This window comes from Flavobacterium sp. RSP46, from assembly GCF_003984825.1.
GTDB lineage: Bacteria > Bacteroidota > Bacteroidia > Flavobacteriales > Flavobacteriaceae > Flavobacterium.
Map to the genome: position 1 here is coordinate 93,882 of NZ_RYDM01000002.1, position 18,535 is coordinate 112,416.

Genomic DNA, 18,535 nt, shown 5'->3' on the forward strand with positions numbered 1-18,535 from the left:
AATCATTCTATTTTTAAATTTAAAAAGATGAAAATAACATTTTACGGTCACGGGGCATTAGGGATAGAAGTTGGCGGCAAACATATTATTGTAGATCCGTACATTTCTGCAAATCCCAATGCAGCTCACATTGACATTGATACGTTAAAAGCCGATTATATTTTAGTGACACATGCTCACGGAGACCATATTCTGGATGTCGATGCGATAGCTAAAAGAACGAATGCGGTAATTGTTTCTAACGCTGAAATTGCCGGTTATTATGGTGCAAAAGGCTTTCAATCGCATCCTATGAATCACGGTGGAAGCTGGAATTTCGATTTTGGAAAACTGAAATATGTAAATGCCATTCATTCCAGTTCGTTTCCTGATGGCAGTTATGGAGGAAATCCTGGCGGTTTTGTCATTGAAGGGGAACATAAAAACATCTATATTGCTGGTGATACAGCGCTTACTATGGATATGAAACTCATTCCTATGCGGACCAAACTCGATTTAGCCATTCTGCCCATAGGTGATAATTTTACCATGGATGTTGAAGATGCTATTGTCGCTTCTGATTTCTTGGATTGCGATAAAATTCTGGGGTATCATTACGACACTTTCGGTTATATCGAAATTGATCATGAAGATGCTATTCGTAAATTTTTCAATAAAGGAAAAGATCTCATGTTGTTAGAGATAGGAAGTTCCATAGAGTTGTAATTTTTTTATTTGAAGCTAATCCAGCTATCCGTTGCAATCTTTTATCACCCTGTCAGGGTTTCAAACCCTGACAGGGTGATAAAAGGATTTTTACTTCTATCTGGGCTAGGGTTTGCCGGTACCAAACTTCGTAGTTAATTTTACTAAAACGTTGTTCGCTCTGGTGTTTAAATTTTATATCAATCATGCAAAAAAAGAATTTCATTTTTTTATTTCTGTTTCTAATTTCAACAAATACTATTTTTTCTCAGAAAGATGGCTATTGGGATAAAACCCGTGCTACAACCGAAGAAATTACAGTTTCCGCCAGAGATAGAATCGTTATAAAAACTCAAGATTTCCCTGAAGGAACTACCGAGGTCGTATACAGAATAACGCTTTTGGATAAAAATCAGCAAATGGTGGGCAGTTTAGTTTCGGTTTTAAAAGCTATTCCAGACCCAACAGGAATCAGTCAAGGTTCAGCAGGAGCAGTTTTTATCTTGTCGAAAATATCAGGTGATGATAAATGCAAGTATGCTGTTTTCTCTAGCGATGAATTAGCCATGCAATATAAAGAAAGTGGCAAAACGGATGATGCTTGTTTGGTTCAAGACACGCCGGTGAGTAAAGATGCCAAACGACTTTCTACTGAGAAATCTACTTGTATGCGATCGAATTCGGGAAATTTATGGTTTGGTTTCGAAAGTAAAAACTGGATCATGAACCAAAAAATCATTCTCGAAGTGGTGCCGTGGGTTGATAATAAACTCAGTCGCGGATGGACTTTAGCAAACAGAAAAGCAATAATTGAACAATGCAAAACATCTAATTTGGCTCAAAAAATGACCAATTCAGATGATTTTTGTGTTTGTATTCTCGATAAAATCCAAACCAAGTACAAGTTTAAGGAATTCCAGAAATTATTAGCTGTAGAGCGCACTAAGGCGTTCAGGGATTTTGGTAATAGTTGTTTTGGTGAAAGTAGTCTTTCAAAAAGTGTGTATGACAATTTGCGTAAGCAAGCCGCTATGTTGGCTAAACAAGGAATGCAAGGTGAGGCAATCACGAAATTGACAACGATTATCAATGATGGAAAAGCAACTGCTTTGGATTATAATGCGATAGGTAGCAGTTATGTTTTGACGAAGCAATACGGCAAAGCAATTAAATTCCTGAAAGAAGGTGAGAAAATAGACGATACAGAGTTATTGATAAAGCTGAATTTAGCACACGCGTATTTATTGAATGATAATTTTTCGTCTGCAAAAGCCATTTATAAAGAGTATCAATCGCAAAACGTAACGGATAGTTTGAGTTGGACTCAAAAAGTAAAACAAGATTTCGCAGCTTTTAAGAAAGTTGGGATTAAAAATGATGATTTTGAAAGAGTTTTGAAGTTAATGGATAAATAAATCGAACTTTAAAGCTTATATGCCTTATATGTTTTAAAGAAGCAACAATTCTTTTTACCATGTTAGGCATCTAAATTTTAATAAAATAATTCAGATATAAGTTTACTAGATTGAAATAACTCATAATTCATAATTTCTTGAAAGCAACCTACCACAAATATATTCTTAATTTCAAACGTCCATCAGGAACTTCTCGTGGCGTTATGACCGAAAAAGAAACTTGGTTTATTGTTTTGGAACAAGACGGTAAAAAGGGAATAGGAGAGTGCGGAATCCTTCGCGGATTGAGTATTGATGACCGACCGGATTATGAAGAAAAATTGCAGTGGACTTGCGATAATATTCACTTAGGAAAAGATCAGCTTTGGGAAGCGTTATTAGAGTTTCCTTCGATACAATTTGGAGTGGAAATGGCGTTCCGATCTTTGGAGAGTGAAAACCCTTTTTTCCTCTTTCCATCTGAATTCACAAACGGTACAAAATCCATCCTGATAAACGGTTTAGTTTGGATGGGTGAAGAGGCGTTTATGAAGCAGCAAATCGAGGAAAAATTAGCGCAGGGTTTTAGATGCATCAAACTCAAAATTGGAGCAATAGATTTTGATAAAGAACTACAGTTATTAAGGTTTATTCGGGAACATTTTACTCCGGAACAAGTCGAAATTCGGGTGGATGCGAACGGTGCTTTTGATGTAACTTTAGCTTTAAATAAATTAATTCAACTATCTGAATTTAAATTACATAGTATAGAGCAACCGATACAAAAAAACCATACTGACAGGATGGCAGATCTGTGTAAAAAAGCTCCTTTTCCTATTGCTTTGGATGAAGAGCTGATCGGTGTGTTTACTTTGGCAGAGAAAAAGCAATTACTGACAAAAATCAAGCCGCAATACATCATTTTGAAGCCTAGTTTTGTAGGTGGTTTTCGAGGCACGCAAGAATGGATTTCATTGGCTGAAAAGCATAAAATCGGGTGGTGGATTACCTCTGCTTTGGAGAGTAATATTGGACTAAATGCGATTGCGCAATGGACTTTTTTGCAACACAATGCAATGCCTCAGGGATTAGGAACCGGAGCGCTTTATACGAATAATTTTGACTGTCCGCTGGAAGTTTCACAAGGGCAATTGTGGTATAAAAAGGAGTTGGACTGGGCGTTTGATTTTGCTCTTTTGAAATAGATTATCTCGTCTTTTTTTGTTCGCCCTCTCCTAACAAAACGGATAATGTCTTCTAACTAGGAGTGCGGTCCGCTATCAATTTTATAATAAATAAATAACGGGACCTGCCAAAAGTGAGGTTCTAAAATACAAATAAAGATAGCTAATCCTTTTTGTATTCCTTTTTTTCAATCCACTTACAAACAGGATATAGAATAAAACTAATGAGTAAAGCAAAACATAACGGAATAAATAGTGTTTTTCTAAAATAGAATATTAATGCGGACAACGTTAAGTAAGTCGAAAGTTTAAAAGTCGTAAAGTCAAAAGAATTAACTTTAAGTAAAATATCTTTAAATCAGATTGTTACATAATTTTATCCTGATTTTAAAATACGACATTATACCATGGTTATTACTTATAAACTGAAGAATTTCTAAAACAGAATATTTTTTAGTGGACTGAACCGGGATGGGAGTTTTAGAGGATTGGATATCAATATTACATTATAGTCGTTATCTCTTATTCGTATTTTATATTTATTTGCGAGTAAGATGTTTGTTATAACTAATCGAATTACAGTAAATTGAATATTGTGGGAAATATTTAAGCGTCCAATAATCGCCTGTGGTAATTAATTTGTCCCAAATGATAGGCAAGGTGCGTGGTCAAATGGAGGAGTATGAACTCAGTTGAAGTTTTGTTCTTTAAAACTAAAAGTGGATATTCCATTTTCAAATCTTCTTCTGAGAGGGTATTAAGTGCATTGACAAGGATAACTATCGTTTCTTCGATTTTTGATAATAATTCTGCTCTTGAAATATCTTTCAGTGAAAATTCTAATGGTCTGTTTCTTATATAACCCGTCTTTCCATATTGGGCTCCAATATATGTGTTGAGATTTCCTATAATATGCAAGCATAGATTTCCGGCTGAATTAGCGATTCCTTTTTGTGTTTTCCAAATATCACTTTCGTTTTCATACGATTCAATTTCGGATTTCAGAATGTTTAAATCTCTAATGAAAAGCATTTTCAGGGTGTCAATCAGCATGTTGAGTTTCTTTATATTTTTTTAATGATAAAAGGGCTTGCTCTTGAATTTTTTTATGAAAAAAACCAGTCCAGCCTAGTAGGTATCCGGTGATTCCAAAAGCTTGTTTGGACCATTTAAAAATATCAAAATCATCGGTGTGTTTTATAATTAATCCGTCTTTAAACTGAAATTGTGCCTGAATACGATTTACTACTTTTCTATTAGTCTTACTGAAATTGTAGGTAGCTATAAATTGTACGGAGCCAATATAGTCATCAGCCTTGACCGCAGAGAATTTAATTGTAATATTCCCTTTGCTTTTTTCGAGGAGCATTTTCCACATTAGGCAAACATCATTTCCCTTTAATAGACCAAAAACTGGATCACGAAATTGAATACTGGAATCATAACAGTTACACATTGTTGGTGAATCTGCATTTGCAATAGCACTATAGAATTTGGTAAGGATTTTCTCGTTTTCGGTCATGTTTTTAAATAAAGTGAAAAGTAAAAATACTAAAATTTTTACGAAAAGTAAGTGTTTAAAATCAAAATTGGAAGGGGATTACGTCTAATTTACCTTTACTTTGTAAAATTATAAGATTCAGAACTAATAAATTAATTCAAAAAAATTGGTATTAATTTGGGACTAAAATAGTAATAAAGATCTTCATTTCTTTCCATAGATTTCACAGATTTGCATAGATTAATGCGCTTCATAGCTTTAAAATATTTTTAATCAGCCCAATCTGTTGCAAAAATTTTCTTTAATAATTGCGAGAATATATCTTTCTTGCTACTTAATTATGAAAATGAATTTCTATTCATGATATCTGAAATAAATTTCAGCACAAAAAAAGAGGATAGAACTTTGCGTTTCTACCCTCTTTGTCAATTTATAATACGTGCATTTTACTTATTTAATAGCGGGCATTATATCAATTATGACGGTACGGTTGTAAAAACGTTCTTCAGGGGTTTTGTTTTCAAAAGGAGAATTATTTTCATTCTCGCCCTCTCCGGTTACTTCAAATTTTACGTCATTCCTACCGGCTTTAGATAACCCTTTTTCAAGGATCCCTTTCACATCGTTAGCACGGGCTAAAGACAAGTTTTGATTGTAGGTTTTTTCACCAATACTATCAGTATGACCGTGAATTAGTACTGTTGCGCCAACAGGTATTTGTGGGGTTACTACTTCGCTAAGGTATTTTTCATAGATACCAATTGCTTTAGATTTATTAAATTCATAAATAATACTATATCTGGTGCCTTCCTCCATTTTTGCAGGAGTCCAAAGTACCATGTGAACAGGAGTTTCTTTTTCTACAATTTTACCACTTTTAGTTTGACCAATCATTTTTACGGTGTAATCACCTTCTGGACGGCTCCCTAAAATTGCTTTTCCAGGAATTTTAACTTCGTCTTGAGTATATGGTCCAAAATTTTGAACCGTACCTTGCTCATCAGTAATTTGTAATGACCATGAAGATAAGGCTTCACCGGCTCCTTTATTGTTGAAGCTAACATAGCTTTCAATAGGAGCTTCTTGTAGTGCTATTATTTGTACAGGTTTTAATTGCGCATCAGGTCCACTTTGAAATTCCATTAGTAAATCCGGTGAATTACTTTCGATAGAAACTCTGCGATCGCCTTCACGAAGTAAGACTAGTTCTTGAGTTCCGCCTGGTTGTTCAGAAGGTATAGTTGGTTTGTCTTGACCTTTAGTCATGATTCTAGACGGATCAATAGCAAATATATATACTAGATAAGTCTTGATTGATGCTGCCATTACTAAACCCTCTTGGGATCCTTTTTCTGACGAACCTACCAAGATAATTGTAGCTGTAGGATTTTTTTGCATTCGATCACCCAGAATGTTCAATACATTATAATACACAGTCATTTGACGTTTAGAACGATCAGACAATTTTTTTGGAACAAAAACTTCCAGTTGGTCTTCTTTGAAGTCTTTTACTTGGTCTTTCGTTAATACAACATAACGACTTGGAATTTCAGTAGATCCTTGATTAAAAAACACATAGTTTCTAAGTGGGAAAATCTCTGTCATTCTTCTTTCTCCCGGAACATTACTAGGAGAATTTACGGAGAACTGTACTTCACGGTCCTTAGCCAGATCTGTTGCTTCCTGAATATTTTTCCCTTGTCCAAATTTGAGCGCAACACCAGCTCTGACAGTAGTATTGTTCCATGTTTCTGTAGCACGTGGATCTTGACCAAAATAGGGTTGGAAAGCGACAAAAGGCGACAATATAAATTGTGTTTTGTTGCTGTCTGAAGATAGCGGAATGTCATATCCAGCTCCAATTTGAAGAGATAAAATTGTTTTGTTAATGGCACTAAAATCACCTCTTACTTCAGGAGAAGGCTCTTGATCCGGAAATGCCGTATTAGTGCCCAATTGATAGGTAAATGATTTGTCTAAGTTGAAAGCTAAACGCGGGCCTCCATACACATAGAAATTAGATTTGAACGGAGCAAAACGTACGCTGGGTTCCACGGTGATGTAACTAAGATCAGTAGATAAATCTGCAGGACAGTCACATGCGGTAGTAACGGGGTCAAAAGAACCTTTACGGCTGTCATAACCTGCTTGAAACATGATGCCCCATCTGGAATCAGCAGGCCTGTATTCTACAAGCGGCGCAATGAAAAGTCCAATACCGTCTCCCTCATGGAAAGTAGCGGGTGGTGTGAAATTAGCATTCAACTGATTTGTTGAACCGCGATAAAAATTAAAATTGGCACCAGCTGCAGCTCCAAAAAGCCAAGTAGGTTTTGCATATTTTACTACTAGTGTTTCTTGTGCCTGAACTTGGGTTTGAATGCTCCACCATGTCAAAGCAACTATCGCAACACTTTTGAAATTCAGATTATTAGGGGACCATGCAGCGCATGATCCCATTTTGAAATTATTTTTAGTTTTCATTTTTTACGGTTTAGAGATTATATTTGTGTGCGTCATTACTACTGCTCCATTTCGAGCAAGCATTCTGCCATTTGCAGTTGAATATGCTCCCATTGTTATAGATTGCAAGGCTAATATATTCCCTTCAAATTTTGTGTAGTTTCCAATAGTTGCAGAACTTCCCGTTTGCCAATACACATTCTTAGCAAGTGCTCCACCACTAAGTTTTATATTTCCACCTGCACCACCAACAGTAGTAAAAGCAGATGCGACTTGGAAGATCCAAACGTCAGTTGCAGAACCGGTAAGAGTCAAATCTCCATTTTGTACTAAAAGTGTGGATGTTGATTTGTATATACCTGCAACAAGTGTTTTTCCGCCCTGATCACCGGATACAGTTATTGGCGCACTATAAGAAGCTCCTTCTGCAAAAAGATATGCATTAGTCAGGTCTAGTTTTGCTTGTGTTAGCAGGGCAGCAATCCCTACAGGGGCAGTATCATCAGAAGCATAAATAGCACCATTTATTATAACTGCGGGAGGAAAGCCTGTTATTGAAGAACGAACACCAGGACTGATACCCACATCCATATTATTAATTACACTGAAACCTGCATTATTACTTACTCCAACACCGGATAAAATTCCAAATCTTTCTGCTGATCCAAGATTTACTGTATTTCCAACCAAGTTTGAACTAGTACTAAAGTTCCAAACGTAATCGTTTGCCAGAGGAGTACCCGCTAAATTTTTAGCAGCTGTACTAATTGTTGCGGTATAAGTAGTCCCTGCTGTAAGTGGGCTTGTAGGAATAAAGGAAAGTGTAGTCCCTGAATAGGAAATAGCTCCTGCTACCGCTGTAGTACCATTTTTTAAAGTAAAGGTAGAATTACTAATAGTAGTAGGATCCATTTCTACACTAAAACCAGCAGTAATAGTTTTATTCAGAGCAACACCAGAAGAATTATTTTCAGGATCTGTTGTGACTACTGAAGGTCCACTAGTGGCGCCTGTGGTAAATGTCCAAACAAAGTTATTTGTAAGTGATGTTCCTTGTATATTTTTGACTCCAGTTGTGATCGTACTTGTATAGACGGTATTGACAGTTAAAGGAATACTAGGTACAAAATAAGCTTTTGTTCCGTTATAAGTAACCGTACCAGCAACGGAATTAGCGCCTTGTTTTAAGGTGAAATTGGTAGCGTTTACAGTCGCTTGATTCATTGGCATATTGAACTCTGCCGCAACCACTTTATTCAGAAATACATTGGTGGCATTGTTCAACGGATCTGTTTCTATTACCATTGGAGTAACTGTAGATCCGGTACTAAATGTCCAAACATAGTCTACTTGTAATGCATTTCCCATTACATCTTTAACGGATGTTTTAATTTTACCGGTATAGGTTGTGTTCGCAGATAATGGGGATGTAGGATCAAGTGTAGCAGTTGTTCCACTGAATGAAACAGTTCCTGTAACTAAAGTGGAGCCTTGTAAAGTAAAAGAGGATTGGTTAAAAGTTGATGCGTTCATCTCCTCATTGAAAATAACGGTAATCGATTTGTCTAGTGCTACATTAATAGCTCCATTTTCAGGGCTTGTCGAGATAACTTCTGGACAAACACCATCAATTTCTTGAAAGTCATCCTTAGCGCAACCAGAAATTAATGCAATAAATAGTATTGCAAAAGTTACTAATAAATTTTTAATTTTCATTTTTTGTTTATTTAGGGGATTAAGTTATATGCAGACAAAGGTGAGTTTATTAAAGTAGGAATATGTTATGGAATTAGCGAAATTACTTGCAAGATTTACTCTTGTAAATTGTCATCTTTACTTTTATGTATTAAAAATCAATTAGTTATATTTTGTGTTTGCTTAACGCAATATTAAAAGAGAATAGTGGCCTTTTACAGGATCTCTTTACAGTTTAAAAGCTTTTTTGTAGTTTTATATCGATGTTCAATTTTAAGTTCAAAAAAGTAAATAGCGTAAAACGCAAAAATTAATTTTAAAAAAAGACATAAAAAAAATCAAGAATTTTCATTCTTGATTTGTAAATAATACGAATATAATCTGTTTATGTCTTTTTTTTCTTTTTACCTTTTTTTTCTAATGCAAAAATAAATGTTGTCAATTCGTTTGTAAAAATATCCAGCGCTATGGTAGATTGTTTTATGTACTCTGAAAATTCCTTTAATTCATTTGGGGAATTTATAGATTCCTCAAGTAAATTGGCTAACCCAATGATATTGGCAATAGGTTGCCTCACTCTATGCGAGGTCATGAAGATCATTTCTTCAAGACCTTTTATATATTCTTTATGGTTTCTTTTGCTTTTTTAAAAAGCATTTATACTGTAGTTACATTGTTTTCCACACTGAAAATTGGAACAAATTGATATTGAGAATCTTTTTGTAACTGTAATTTAAAAATTTTAAATTTTAAATTCCTTTTTAGCTTCTACAAATTTAGTTTCTCCCTTGCCAATTAAATTTTCGCCTTCGTTCCAAATTTTCTCATACTTTTGAGTTATTGTCCCTAATAAAGAGTCTAATTTGCCTTTTAGTTCATCAGCATAATCATTGCTTTTGTCCATGATTTTTCTTCTTGTTTTGTCTCCTTTTTCAGGCGCAAACAAGACTCCTAATAATGCTCCTACGGCAACTCCTCCTAATACTCCTAATATAATTTTATCTGCTTTCATAATGTTTATTTTTAATAACAATGAATTTAAATTCCTCGGCCTTTTATCAGTCTCAATATCACTGCTATTACAGCTATAACCAAAAGGATGTGAATAATTGATCCCGCGCTGTATGCGAAGAACCCAACCGCCCAAAAGATAATTAAAATTACGGCTATGGTATATAATAGATTGCTCATGATTTTAGTTTTTAATGATTAATATTTTAATTTCTAGTTAAGTCTAAGTCCCACATATACGCTCAATACGCTATTTTTTGCATCAGGATAAGTGTAATTAGTACCGGAATAATTTCTTTCTTTTCCTACTTTGGTTAAACCATAATTATATCGTACTCCAAAGTTTGCAACATCTAAATCGATACCAATACCTCCGGAGATACCGGCGTCAAACTTATTGAAATCATTGGTGTCTAATTCACTTTCGGAACTAAATAAGTTAGAATCATTGGTTGTTTTACCACTTACCATATAAGCGGCATAAGGCCCAACATGGACATTAAAATTATCGGTAAGATTCATTACCAATAAGACTGGTACTTCAATATAATTGACATTGAATTTAGCTGTTCCGTTAGCAAAAGAATTGTTGTACACCAGTTCTGCTCCTTTTGTGGTATAGTTAATCTCAGGCTGAATAGCAATAGCATTAGTAATGGGAAGCTTAGCATATAAACCGGCATTAAAACCTGTTAATACATTATTGTCATCTACATTATCCGTGTAAAGATTTGAGAAATTTAATCCTCCTTTAAAACCAAAAGAAGCTGTTTTTTCTTGTGCTTCAATAGTTGTAAAAGTGATAAGGCTTACAAATAGTGAAGCTAAAATAATTGATTTTGATTTTTTCATTTGTTTAATTTTTTAATTAAAAAATTGTTCTTTGCAAAGATGCAACTGTTTCAAAATAATTATGTTACAATACTTTTTGATAAGTTTATATTATTCACACTTTTTTCAATCTCCAAATTTTTCTTTTGATTTTTATTTTTGTCTTTCCAATTTCCTTTTAAATCTGATTCATTCCGCTTTATTGATAATTACCTGTGAAAGAATTGTCACTTTACAAAGTTCAGCTCTTTATGTACAGTTTAAACCGGAATAGGGTGTTCAGTTTGCTCTGGAATATCCACTTTATACCTAAAAACGATTACATAACTTTTAGGATTAGTTACATTATTCACGGGTTACAGACTAAGGCTTAGAGCCACATGTATTTTGCCTCATTCATTTCATATACCGGAATTGATTAATTGGCAGTTCTAGGGTGATTAATAGTGTATTCTTTAAGGATATTTTCTAAAGACTTGTAGTAATTTGTTAATGTTTGGATATTTATTTCAGGATTTGAAATAATTGGAACAGTGATGGGAATCTCCGCTAGGTATTTAGATAACTCAGGATACTGGTCGTGTATTTTTATCGTAATTTCAAGAATAGATTCGCTAAGTTGTTTTTCTGTTTTCATACTAAAATAGTTTAAGGTAACCTTTATTTTTTTTAAAAAGATGCAATCAAATTCACGAATTTCATCTTTAATAATTAGAATAAATACTTGATAAAGTAGTGGTTATAAAGTAAATTTATTCAAAATACGGTTGTTTATTCCAGAGTAAGAATTGTTATTGCGGGTTTCATGTTCTAAGGTTTTTTTGGATTATTGCTATTCCAAAAAAAGAAAAGGTAACTTTTTAAAAATAAAACCTACCAGGTATGGATTCATATCAGGTAGGTTTTATAAATTTAAAATTGGTTGGTAGACAAAATCATCTGCATCCCCGGATATTGAATATCTCCGTCATCTTCAGCAGTTATAAATATTTTTGACGGCTTGTAGGCTGTAACTGTTTCAAAAGTTGCTCTAAGTTTTGAGGACAAAAATCCGCTATTGCTTTTTATTTGACCAATATTTCTTACAATATCCCCGTCTGTTTCCATCCAGACAACGTAAACATTTTTTGAAGGCTGTAATCTGTTTACTTCGGCTAAATCTGATATTTTTATTTTTATCAAATAATTTTTGTTACTGTCTTTTGTGACATTTACCGAGCCATTTGCTGCGGGGACCACAATAGAATTTTGAAAAGCAATGTTTTTACCACATGAAGAAATCGAAAGCAGCATCAGCATTGCTAAACCACCCATAAATATTTTTTTTAAATCAGCACTTATTTTCATTTTAGTTTTATTTTAAGAGTATATATAATACAAATTTAAGTTTTTTTATTAAATTAGTTGTTGAATAACTTTTATTTAAACTTGTAATATTCACAGATTAATAAAAAATTTATTCTTTGTAATTAATTACTTTGTTTCTTGTCTTTCATAATTAAAACAACTCCTCCAATAGCAAGTACAGCACCTATAATGGGGGACCATTTTATTGGATGGTTTACTTTTTTATTTATTTGTATTGGGCCTATATCAACAATTTTTTCAGTGGTTACATAGTTAAAGCTGTTGTAAAGTAACAGAATTACTCCTAAAAAAATCATCGCGATTCCAATGGTTCTTGTTTTCATTTTTTTTTATTTAAAAGTGATTGTATGGAGATGCGTTTATGCTTTTGAAAAATATTCTTTTACAAAGGTATGTTGCTGATTTGGTGTCATCTGATTGGGATGTTTGATTTCGAATTTTATTTTAAAAAATGTTCATCCTCACTCAAGAAATTAAACAGTTCCAGTGGGTGTGCTTGAGCAAATGGCTTTTAAAGTACAGCTATAGAGTTGTCAATTTGGTATAAAACAATTTAAATTATAAGATAATTCCGTTCTATTTATGGAGTGTTGTTTTGACAGTTGTGCAGAGTGAAGATATTTTATTATTCATCTTTTGTTGTACGAATCAGACTAATACCTGAAGCGAAAAATACGGCACCTAATATGCCATAAATAAGGAGGGATTTAATGTCACTCATATCGTCTGAGGCACTAGAAAATAATACCGCAGTATAGATTAGACCGCTAATTCCAAGAAAAGTAAGTACAGTTCCAAAGATTCTTTTAAGATTCATATTTCTTTTTTTTAAATGGATTGCTATAGTTTTAGTAATTTCTCGTGAAAGTCTAATTAGAAACAAATACACAAAATAAAAATATCTTCAAACAGCTGTAAATAATGGTATTACAATACAAATGTATTCCGATTAGACTTTACGAGTGTTATATAATTGTCTATAAAAGTTACATCATTCACACTTAAAAAAAAGGGATTTAGTATCACATTCTATCCATGAACCAATTCAATTCCTTTGTCATTTTTTGATATTTAAAAATAGTTTTGATATTTTTATTTAACCGAATAAAGGCAGTTTCACTTTTTACTACATAATCAAATGCTTTGTGATGCATACAGTTTACTGCAATTTCAATCTTATCCTGTGAGGACAACATGATCACTGGAATATCTGGATTGAAAGCTTTAATTTGATCTAAAGTTTTAATTCCGTTTATGGCATTTTTCTCAATACCATCAAGTTGGTAATCTAAAATGATCACATCTGGATTATTGGATATATTTGCCAAGCAGTGTTCACCGGTAGAGAAGGTTTCAACGATAAAATCAGTATTTGTGGTAAATTCAATTTCTAAAGATTTTAAAAATAATGCATCATCATCTACTAAGAAGATTTTTATTTTATTTTCGTTTTTCACTATTATGTGTTTTTAATTATATTAAGTTCTTCCTCTAGTTCAATACAGGCTTGCAGACAAATTTTTTCTAGTTGTAATACTAAATCATATATTCCCTCTGATTGATCTTGTGTAATTGCAAAGTTCTGAATTTTTTTTGCCATATTTTCAAAATCACTGTTAATACCCATTATGGCAAATGAAGGGATCATTTTATGAGCAGCAGCGCCTAATAATTTCCAGTTTTTGTCCTCTAAACTTTGCTTTATAGTATTCATTAAAGGCGGTGTTTGTACTAAATACAGGGATATCATTTCCATCATTAAGGTTGGATTTGATTTTGTTTTTTGATTCAAATAAATCAAATCAATACATTTTATTTTTTTCTCTTTACTATTGTTTTCCTTTAAACCGTTATTAAGTTTTTCACTCAGTTTTTCCAGTTTTGGTTTTTTTAATATTCCAACAATTTTGCTGTACAGCAGTCTTTCGTCAACTGGTTTTGCAAGGTGGTCATTCATTCCTACCGATTTGCATTTAGCTAAATCAACTGTGGTGACATCAGCAGTTAAAGCAATAATTGGGACTTTTGAATTCATTTTCTTACGGATATACTCTGTAGCTTCAAATCCGTTCATCTCTGGCATTTGTAAATCCATTAGAATAATATCGTACTCTTTCGCTTTTAGTTTTTCGATAGCTATTTTCCCGTTTTCGGCAATATCGCACTCAAATCCAAAATCGTCTAATAATGTCTTCATTAGCAATTGATTGAGCGGAATATCTTCAACTACTAAGACTTTAATATTCTTGATTTCGGTATCTAATTCGATTAACTCATTTTCTAATTCAACATCGGCATTTGTTTTCTGAAAACTTAAAGTAAAACTAAATGTAGAACCTTCATTTAGGGTACTTCTTACCCTTATAGTCCCGCCTTGTGGCTCTATCAGCTGTTTGACAATTGCCAGACCTAGTCCCGTTCCTCCGTACAATCGTGAAGTTCCACTGGAAGCTTGTTGAAAATTTTCAAATATTTTGTCTATTTTTTCTTCTGGGATACCAATTCCGGTATCAGTAACGGCAAATTCAATAATGACTCGATCTTCGTCTTCATGTATCAAATGTACGCTTACTGTAATGTTTCCTTTTGATGTAAACTTTACGGCATTGCTCACGAGGTTTAAAATAATCTGATGCAAACGCACCGGGTCTCCCACAAGTACATTTGGTATTTTACTGTCGTATTGCTTTATTAATCGTAAGTTTTTTTCTTGAATTTTTGTTTCAAATAAATGCAGCATAGCTGATATGGATGATTTCATTTTGAAAGGTTTTTTTTCAAATGTCATCTTTCCTGCGTCAACTTTTGCTAGATCGAGTATGTCGTTGATCAGCACAATTAGGGCATCACCACTCATCTTAATCGCACTGATGTATTCTTTTTGTTTGGGTGTCAATTCTGTTTTCAAAACCACTTTTGTAAATCCAATGATGGCATTCATTGGGGTACGTATTTCGTGACTCATATTTGATAAGAATTGTTGTTTTGCTTTTACGGCATTCTCTGCTATAATAGTGGCGCTTTCAGCATTTTTTTTAGCTTCTTCAGCAATTTCTGTAGTTAACTCAGCAAAAACTCTGGCCTCAATCAACTCTGTCGCAATTCTTTTTTGCTCAGTAACATCTCTGGCAACAATTACTACACCAAGGATGTTTCCTTTGTCATCTTTGTATACGGATCCGTTGAATAATACATCTGTTAGTTTGCCGTCTTTATGCCGTAGTGTAAGTGGTGAATCTGCAACAGATCCTTTCTCAAATACTTCCTGATATACTTCTCTTGCGTTTTGTTGTTCCGTAAAATAATCAAAAAAATCAGAATCAGTAAGTTCCTCTCGAGGGATTCCTGTGATATTTACTAAGGCTTCATTCATGTCAGTAATTTTTCCTTTGGTATTAATTGTAACCAATGGATCACGACTCGCTTCAATTAAACTGAGTGAATACTGATACGCTAATTTTGCGTTGTACGTAAGTTCCTCTAGTTTTTTATTTACAATTTCTCGTTTTTCTTTTTCTTTACTTTGAAATAAAAGCTCCTTATTGGCAATAACTAATTCATCCGCGCGTTTTTCTTTTTCATTGTTTTGAAAAGCCAATTCTTCATTGGCAATAACTAATTCAGCAGCTCGTTTTTCTTTGATCTTGTTTTGAAAAGCAAGTTCATTGTTTGCAATTTTTAAATCTAGCGCCCATTTTTGTTTTGCACTATCTCTAGCAACAATTAGTACGCCTATTATAGTTCCTAAATTATCTTTGTATACAAAGGCATTAAACAATACATCCGTAAAACTGCCATTCTTATTTTGAATTGTAAGCGGAAAATCAGACACAGCCCCTTTCTGGAGAACTTCATGATAGATGTCTTGTATTTTTTGTTTTTCTGTAAAATAATCAAAAAAGTCAGAATCAATTAAAAAATCGCGAGTAAATCCCGTTATTTGTATTGTCGCTTGATTTATATCCGTAATTTTCCCTTCCGTATTTATTGCAATTATGGGATCCAGACTGGCTTCTATTAAACTTCTTGCGTATTGTGATTCTTGATTTTTAATGATTTCTGTTTTATTTATGAAGGTAGATAAATAAGGTGTTGATTGTTCTAATTTAAATTCCCGATTTCTTCAATTGGGCTTCGTCTTTTATCTTTTAATTTTTTAAAGTGAGAAGGGGAAAGTCCGGTTACTTTTTTGAACTGACTTGATAAATGGGCAACACTGCTGTAATTCATTTTCCAAGCGATCTCAGTTATATTTAATTCGCCGTAAATAATTAATTCTTTGATCCGTTCTGTTTTATGTGAAATTATAAATTGTTCAATTGTGGTTCCCTGCACTTCTGAAAACAAGTTAGATAAATAGGTGTAGTCGTGATTTAAGAGTTGGCTCAAATAATCGGAAAAATTGATCTTAATATTTTCAGTTGAATGGTGCACCATTTCGATAATTATATTTTTAATTTTTTCAATAAGCATTGACTTTTTGTCATCCATCAATTCAAGTCCAGAATCTAAAAGTGCAATTTTTAATTGTTGTCGTTGCTCCAAAGTAATATTTTCCATAATTTCAACTTCTCCTAAATCGACAACCATAAAGTGAAGGTTTAGTTTTTTTAGCTCTTCTTTCACTGCAATTTTACAGCGATTGCTTACCATGTATTTTATATATAGTTTCAAAAATATTTCTTTTACAGTTTAGACAAAAATAGCTTCTAGTAATAAAGGTACATTATATAATTTAACTTATAAGTTATATAATTAAAGGTATTCTATTTTTAATAGGATATTAATCCGAAATATTCAATTGAATTATAGTAATTAATTTTTTACAATTAGTAAATTTCGTTAAATATTTTTCACCAGTAATATTCTAGCAATTTTAAAATAATTGGCATTAAAACTATTTTTGGAATTTAGTATTTCTATTCTGTTTTGCAACAACTATTCCTGAAGAAAAAATGCATTGCTATTTTTTAAAAAATTATTTCATCAAAAATGAATTTACCCAATCTAATGATTTAATAGAAGAAACTTTATTTTCTTCATTCATTGTAACTCGAAGTTCCTTGTTGGCTACTTTTTTAGTATATGATGCCTTGTATCTGAAAAGAGTACTTCCGTCAAAATTGTTTTTATATACCTCAACTAACTGAAGATCAATAAAAGTTCCATAATATTGGCGAAAACGCGTACAGGTCTTTGTCAGTCTTTCTTCGGTGGTGTTTTTTATTACTGACGTTGTGGCTTCATTGAGGTTAAAAGGCTTGAATTTTGAAGTATTACAGGTCATCAAAACTCGCTTTCCTAACTCATACGCTTTGGCTTTTTGATCCGCATCGATTGCTGTTAAGTCCAGCTTCACAATTTTAGCGTTCTCAAATTCGGGTTCTGGGGCAATTACAATAGTTTTTGATTTGCATCCAATAAGTAAAAGAATGCTAAATACAATAATTATTTTTTTCATGATTTATTTAATTTTTAATAGGATATTAGGATCCGGACAATTTTTCAAATAGTAGCTCAAATCATTTTTGCTGCAGACACCCGGATAATCACCAAGGATTTTTGCTATTTTTTTTATAATCTGAAAATGCAAATGTGGGGCATAATCACCATTGACAGTAGAATCGCCTAATGTAGCCAGCTGACTTCCTTTTTCGTACACATCACCAATATTAATGTTACTAATGCTTTCAAGGGACAAATGACCGTATAAAGTATAGAATTTTTGATTTTCTATTTTATGTTCCAGAATAATAGTGGGGCCATAATCACCCACACCAGTATTGTAATTGAAGCTGTGGATAAATCCGTCTAATGCTGCCAGAACTGGCGTTCCTGCCTTGATCCATAAGTCTAGACCAATGTGAATGTTTCTTTCATCGGTTTTCGTATCATTAAAAATTTCACTCCGTTTGTATAAATTTCTAATTTCATTATATCCTCCAAACGCAACTTTTGCATTATTTTGAGCTAAATAATCCTCAATATATTCTTCAAAGGCAACTGCGGTATGTATATTTCGTTTTGATAAGATTTCATTTGTATTGGATAAATCTAATGGCAGGTAGCTGTTGTAATCAATTGTTTGATCTATAACTTTAACATTTTGAATGTTGTGTAAGATAGTTTCTAGTTTTGTCATTTATTGGGTTTTAAAAAGCTTAAATTTAAATAAAAAAAGGCTGTATAAAAATTTTACGCCCGCTTTATAACTTTTAATTAGCAGATAGAACCTTTTAATTTGAGTGTACAAGTATAATTTTTAACTCCTAATTTTAAGAATTTATTTATAAATAGGTACCGAGTTTAGCAGCTGAATTTTTCTTTTAAAACGTCATCAACTTTTCATGCTCATCCGTTAAATGGGATAAACAATCTAATAATGGATTATCTAATGACTGTTT

General features: G+C 33.1%; 20 protein-coding genes. 3 read left to right on the forward strand and 17 right to left on the reverse strand.

The features are described 5' to 3' along the window. Positions 1–27 precede the first annotated feature (27 nt). The 3 genes from EKM01_RS04725 to EKM01_RS04735 all read left to right on the forward strand — a co-directional run bounded on the left by EKM01_RS04725 (position 28) and on the right by EKM01_RS04735 (position 3,283). Entirely contained in the window at positions 28–705 is a 678-nt protein-coding gene (locus tag EKM01_RS04725; protein ID WP_126454851.1) for a metal-dependent hydrolase, read from the forward strand. A 185-nt stretch (positions 706–890) separates the two neighbouring features. Further along, complete coding sequence (locus tag EKM01_RS04730) at positions 891–2,099, forward strand: M48 family metallopeptidase (protein WP_126562182.1); 1,209 nt, start codon at positions 891–893, stop codon at positions 2,097–2,099. A gap of 137 nt (positions 2,100–2,236) precedes the next feature. Then, positions 2,237–3,283, forward strand: a complete 1,047-nt coding sequence (locus EKM01_RS04735; protein ID WP_126562181.1) for an o-succinylbenzoate synthase — start codon at positions 2,237–2,239, stop codon at positions 3,281–3,283. 585 nt (positions 3,284–3,868) lie between these two features. Here EKM01_RS04735 and EKM01_RS04740 read toward each other — a convergent pair. The 17 genes from EKM01_RS04740 to EKM01_RS04820 all read right to left on the reverse strand — a co-directional run bounded on the left by EKM01_RS04740 (position 3,869) and on the right by EKM01_RS04820 (position 18,273). After that, positions 3,869–4,315 carry a DinB family protein gene (locus EKM01_RS04740; RefSeq protein WP_126576258.1) on the reverse strand — a complete coding sequence of 149 codons (447 nt, stop codon included), beginning with the start codon at positions 4,313–4,315 and terminating at the stop codon, positions 3,869–3,871. After that, positions 4,305–4,784, reverse strand: coding sequence for a nuclear transport factor 2 family protein (locus EKM01_RS04745; RefSeq protein WP_126562180.1), 480 nt, complete (start codon positions 4,782–4,784; stop codon positions 4,305–4,307). Before EKM01_RS04745 ends, EKM01_RS04740 begins: the two co-directional genes overlap by 11 nt. A 429-nt stretch (positions 4,785–5,213) precedes the next feature. After that, entirely contained in the window at positions 5,214–7,247 is a 2,034-nt protein-coding gene (locus tag EKM01_RS04750; protein ID WP_126767135.1) for an OmpA family protein, read from the reverse strand. A gap of 3 nt (positions 7,248–7,250) precedes the next feature. Continuing rightward, positions 7,251–8,942, reverse strand: a complete 1,692-nt coding sequence (locus EKM01_RS04755) for an Ig-like domain-containing protein (RefSeq protein ID WP_126576257.1) — start codon at positions 8,940–8,942, stop codon at positions 7,251–7,253. 364 nt (positions 8,943–9,306) lie between these two features. Next, positions 9,307–9,513, reverse strand: a complete 207-nt coding sequence (locus tag EKM01_RS04760; RefSeq protein ID WP_126459879.1) for a histidine kinase dimerization/phospho-acceptor domain-containing protein — start codon at positions 9,511–9,513, stop codon at positions 9,307–9,309. A gap of 150 nt (positions 9,514–9,663) precedes the next feature. After that, positions 9,664–9,933: a YtxH domain-containing protein gene (locus EKM01_RS04765; RefSeq protein ID WP_126555752.1), complete on the reverse strand. Its 270-nt coding sequence runs from the start codon at positions 9,931–9,933 to the stop codon at positions 9,664–9,666. Positions 9,934–9,959: 26 nt separating this feature from the next. Next, a complete protein-coding gene (locus EKM01_RS04770) occupies positions 9,960–10,112 on the reverse strand; it encodes a lmo0937 family membrane protein (RefSeq protein WP_126459873.1) in 153 nt (50 codons plus the stop codon). Between the two features lie 33 nt (positions 10,113–10,145). Next, positions 10,146–10,784, reverse strand: coding sequence for a porin family protein (locus EKM01_RS04775; protein ID WP_126459870.1), 639 nt, complete (start codon positions 10,782–10,784; stop codon positions 10,146–10,148). A gap of 397 nt (positions 10,785–11,181) precedes the next feature. Further along, positions 11,182–11,400, reverse strand: coding sequence for a hypothetical protein (locus tag EKM01_RS04780; RefSeq protein WP_126459867.1), 219 nt, complete (start codon positions 11,398–11,400; stop codon positions 11,182–11,184). A 275-nt stretch (positions 11,401–11,675) separates the two neighbouring features. Continuing rightward, a complete protein-coding gene (locus EKM01_RS04785) occupies positions 11,676–12,110 on the reverse strand; it encodes a hypothetical protein (RefSeq protein ID WP_199749399.1) in 435 nt (144 codons plus the stop codon). 122 nt (positions 12,111–12,232) lie between these two features. Then, complete coding sequence (locus tag EKM01_RS04790) at positions 12,233–12,454, reverse strand: hypothetical protein (protein ID WP_126555761.1); 222 nt, start codon at positions 12,452–12,454, stop codon at positions 12,233–12,235. Positions 12,455–12,756: 302 nt separating this feature from the next. Continuing rightward, positions 12,757–12,948: a hypothetical protein gene (locus EKM01_RS04795; RefSeq protein WP_126555764.1), complete on the reverse strand. Its 192-nt coding sequence runs from the start codon at positions 12,946–12,948 to the stop codon at positions 12,757–12,759. Positions 12,949–13,153: 205 nt separating this feature from the next. Beyond that, positions 13,154–13,588 carry a response regulator gene (locus EKM01_RS04800; RefSeq protein WP_126459855.1) on the reverse strand — a complete coding sequence of 145 codons (435 nt, stop codon included), beginning with the start codon at positions 13,586–13,588 and terminating at the stop codon, positions 13,154–13,156. A gap of 2 nt (positions 13,589–13,590) precedes the next feature. Continuing rightward, complete coding sequence (locus tag EKM01_RS04805; RefSeq protein WP_126767138.1) at positions 13,591–16,203, reverse strand: ATP-binding protein; 2,613 nt, start codon at positions 16,201–16,203, stop codon at positions 13,591–13,593. Positions 16,204–16,232: 29 nt separating this feature from the next. Beyond that, positions 16,233–16,784, reverse strand: a complete 552-nt coding sequence (locus EKM01_RS04810; RefSeq protein ID WP_126460145.1) for an AraC family transcriptional regulator — start codon at positions 16,782–16,784, stop codon at positions 16,233–16,235. 325 nt (positions 16,785–17,109) lie between these two features. Beyond that, positions 17,110–17,592 carry a hypothetical protein gene (locus EKM01_RS04815; protein WP_126555770.1) on the reverse strand — a complete coding sequence of 161 codons (483 nt, stop codon included), beginning with the start codon at positions 17,590–17,592 and terminating at the stop codon, positions 17,110–17,112. Positions 17,593–17,595: 3 nt separating this feature from the next. Then, positions 17,596–18,273: a peptidoglycan DD-metalloendopeptidase family protein gene (locus EKM01_RS04820; protein ID WP_126767141.1), complete on the reverse strand. Its 678-nt coding sequence runs from the start codon at positions 18,271–18,273 to the stop codon at positions 17,596–17,598. Positions 18,274–18,535: the final 262 nt, after the last annotated feature.

Coding starts and splice junctions, on each gene's coding strand:
- EKM01_RS04785 (WP_199749399.1), bottom strand. CDS start 12,110: ATGAAAATAAGTGCTGATTTAAAAAAAATATTTATGGGTGGTTTAGCA.
- EKM01_RS04810 (WP_126460145.1), bottom strand. CDS start 16,784: ATGGTAAGCAATCGCTGTAAAATTGCAGTGAAAGAAGAGCTAAAAAAA.
- EKM01_RS04740 (WP_126576258.1), bottom strand. CDS start 4,315: ATGCTGATTGACACCCTGAAAATGCTTTTCATTAGAGATTTAAACATT.
- EKM01_RS04795 (WP_126555764.1), bottom strand. CDS start 12,948: ATGAATCTTAAAAGAATCTTTGGAACTGTACTTACTTTTCTTGGAATT.
- EKM01_RS04780 (WP_126459867.1), bottom strand. CDS start 11,400: ATGAAAACAGAAAAACAACTTAGCGAATCTATTCTTGAAATTACGATA.
- EKM01_RS04790 (WP_126555761.1), bottom strand. CDS start 12,454: ATGAAAACAAGAACCATTGGAATCGCGATGATTTTTTTAGGAGTAATT.
- EKM01_RS04730 (WP_126562182.1), top strand. CDS start 891: ATGCAAAAAAAGAATTTCATTTTTTTATTTCTGTTTCTAATTTCAACA.
- EKM01_RS04750 (WP_126767135.1), bottom strand. CDS start 7,247: ATGAAAACTAAAAATAATTTCAAAATGGGATCATGCGCTGCATGGTCC.
- EKM01_RS04755 (WP_126576257.1), bottom strand. CDS start 8,942: ATGAAAATTAAAAATTTATTAGTAACTTTTGCAATACTATTTATTGCA.
- EKM01_RS04765 (WP_126555752.1), bottom strand. CDS start 9,933: ATGAAAGCAGATAAAATTATATTAGGAGTATTAGGAGGAGTTGCCGTA.
- EKM01_RS04770 (WP_126459873.1), bottom strand. CDS start 10,112: ATGAGCAATCTATTATATACCATAGCCGTAATTTTAATTATCTTTTGG.
- EKM01_RS04745 (WP_126562180.1), bottom strand. CDS start 4,784: ATGACCGAAAACGAGAAAATCCTTACCAAATTCTATAGTGCTATTGCA.
- EKM01_RS04820 (WP_126767141.1), bottom strand. CDS start 18,273: ATGACAAAACTAGAAACTATCTTACACAACATTCAAAATGTTAAAGTT.
- EKM01_RS04725 (WP_126454851.1), top strand. CDS start 28: ATGAAAATAACATTTTACGGTCACGGGGCATTAGGGATAGAAGTTGGC.
- EKM01_RS04775 (WP_126459870.1), bottom strand. CDS start 10,784: ATGAAAAAATCAAAATCAATTATTTTAGCTTCACTATTTGTAAGCCTT.
- EKM01_RS04760 (WP_126459879.1), bottom strand. CDS start 9,513: ATGACCTCGCATAGAGTGAGGCAACCTATTGCCAATATCATTGGGTTA.
- EKM01_RS04815 (WP_126555770.1), bottom strand. CDS start 17,592: ATGAAAAAAATAATTATTGTATTTAGCATTCTTTTACTTATTGGATGC.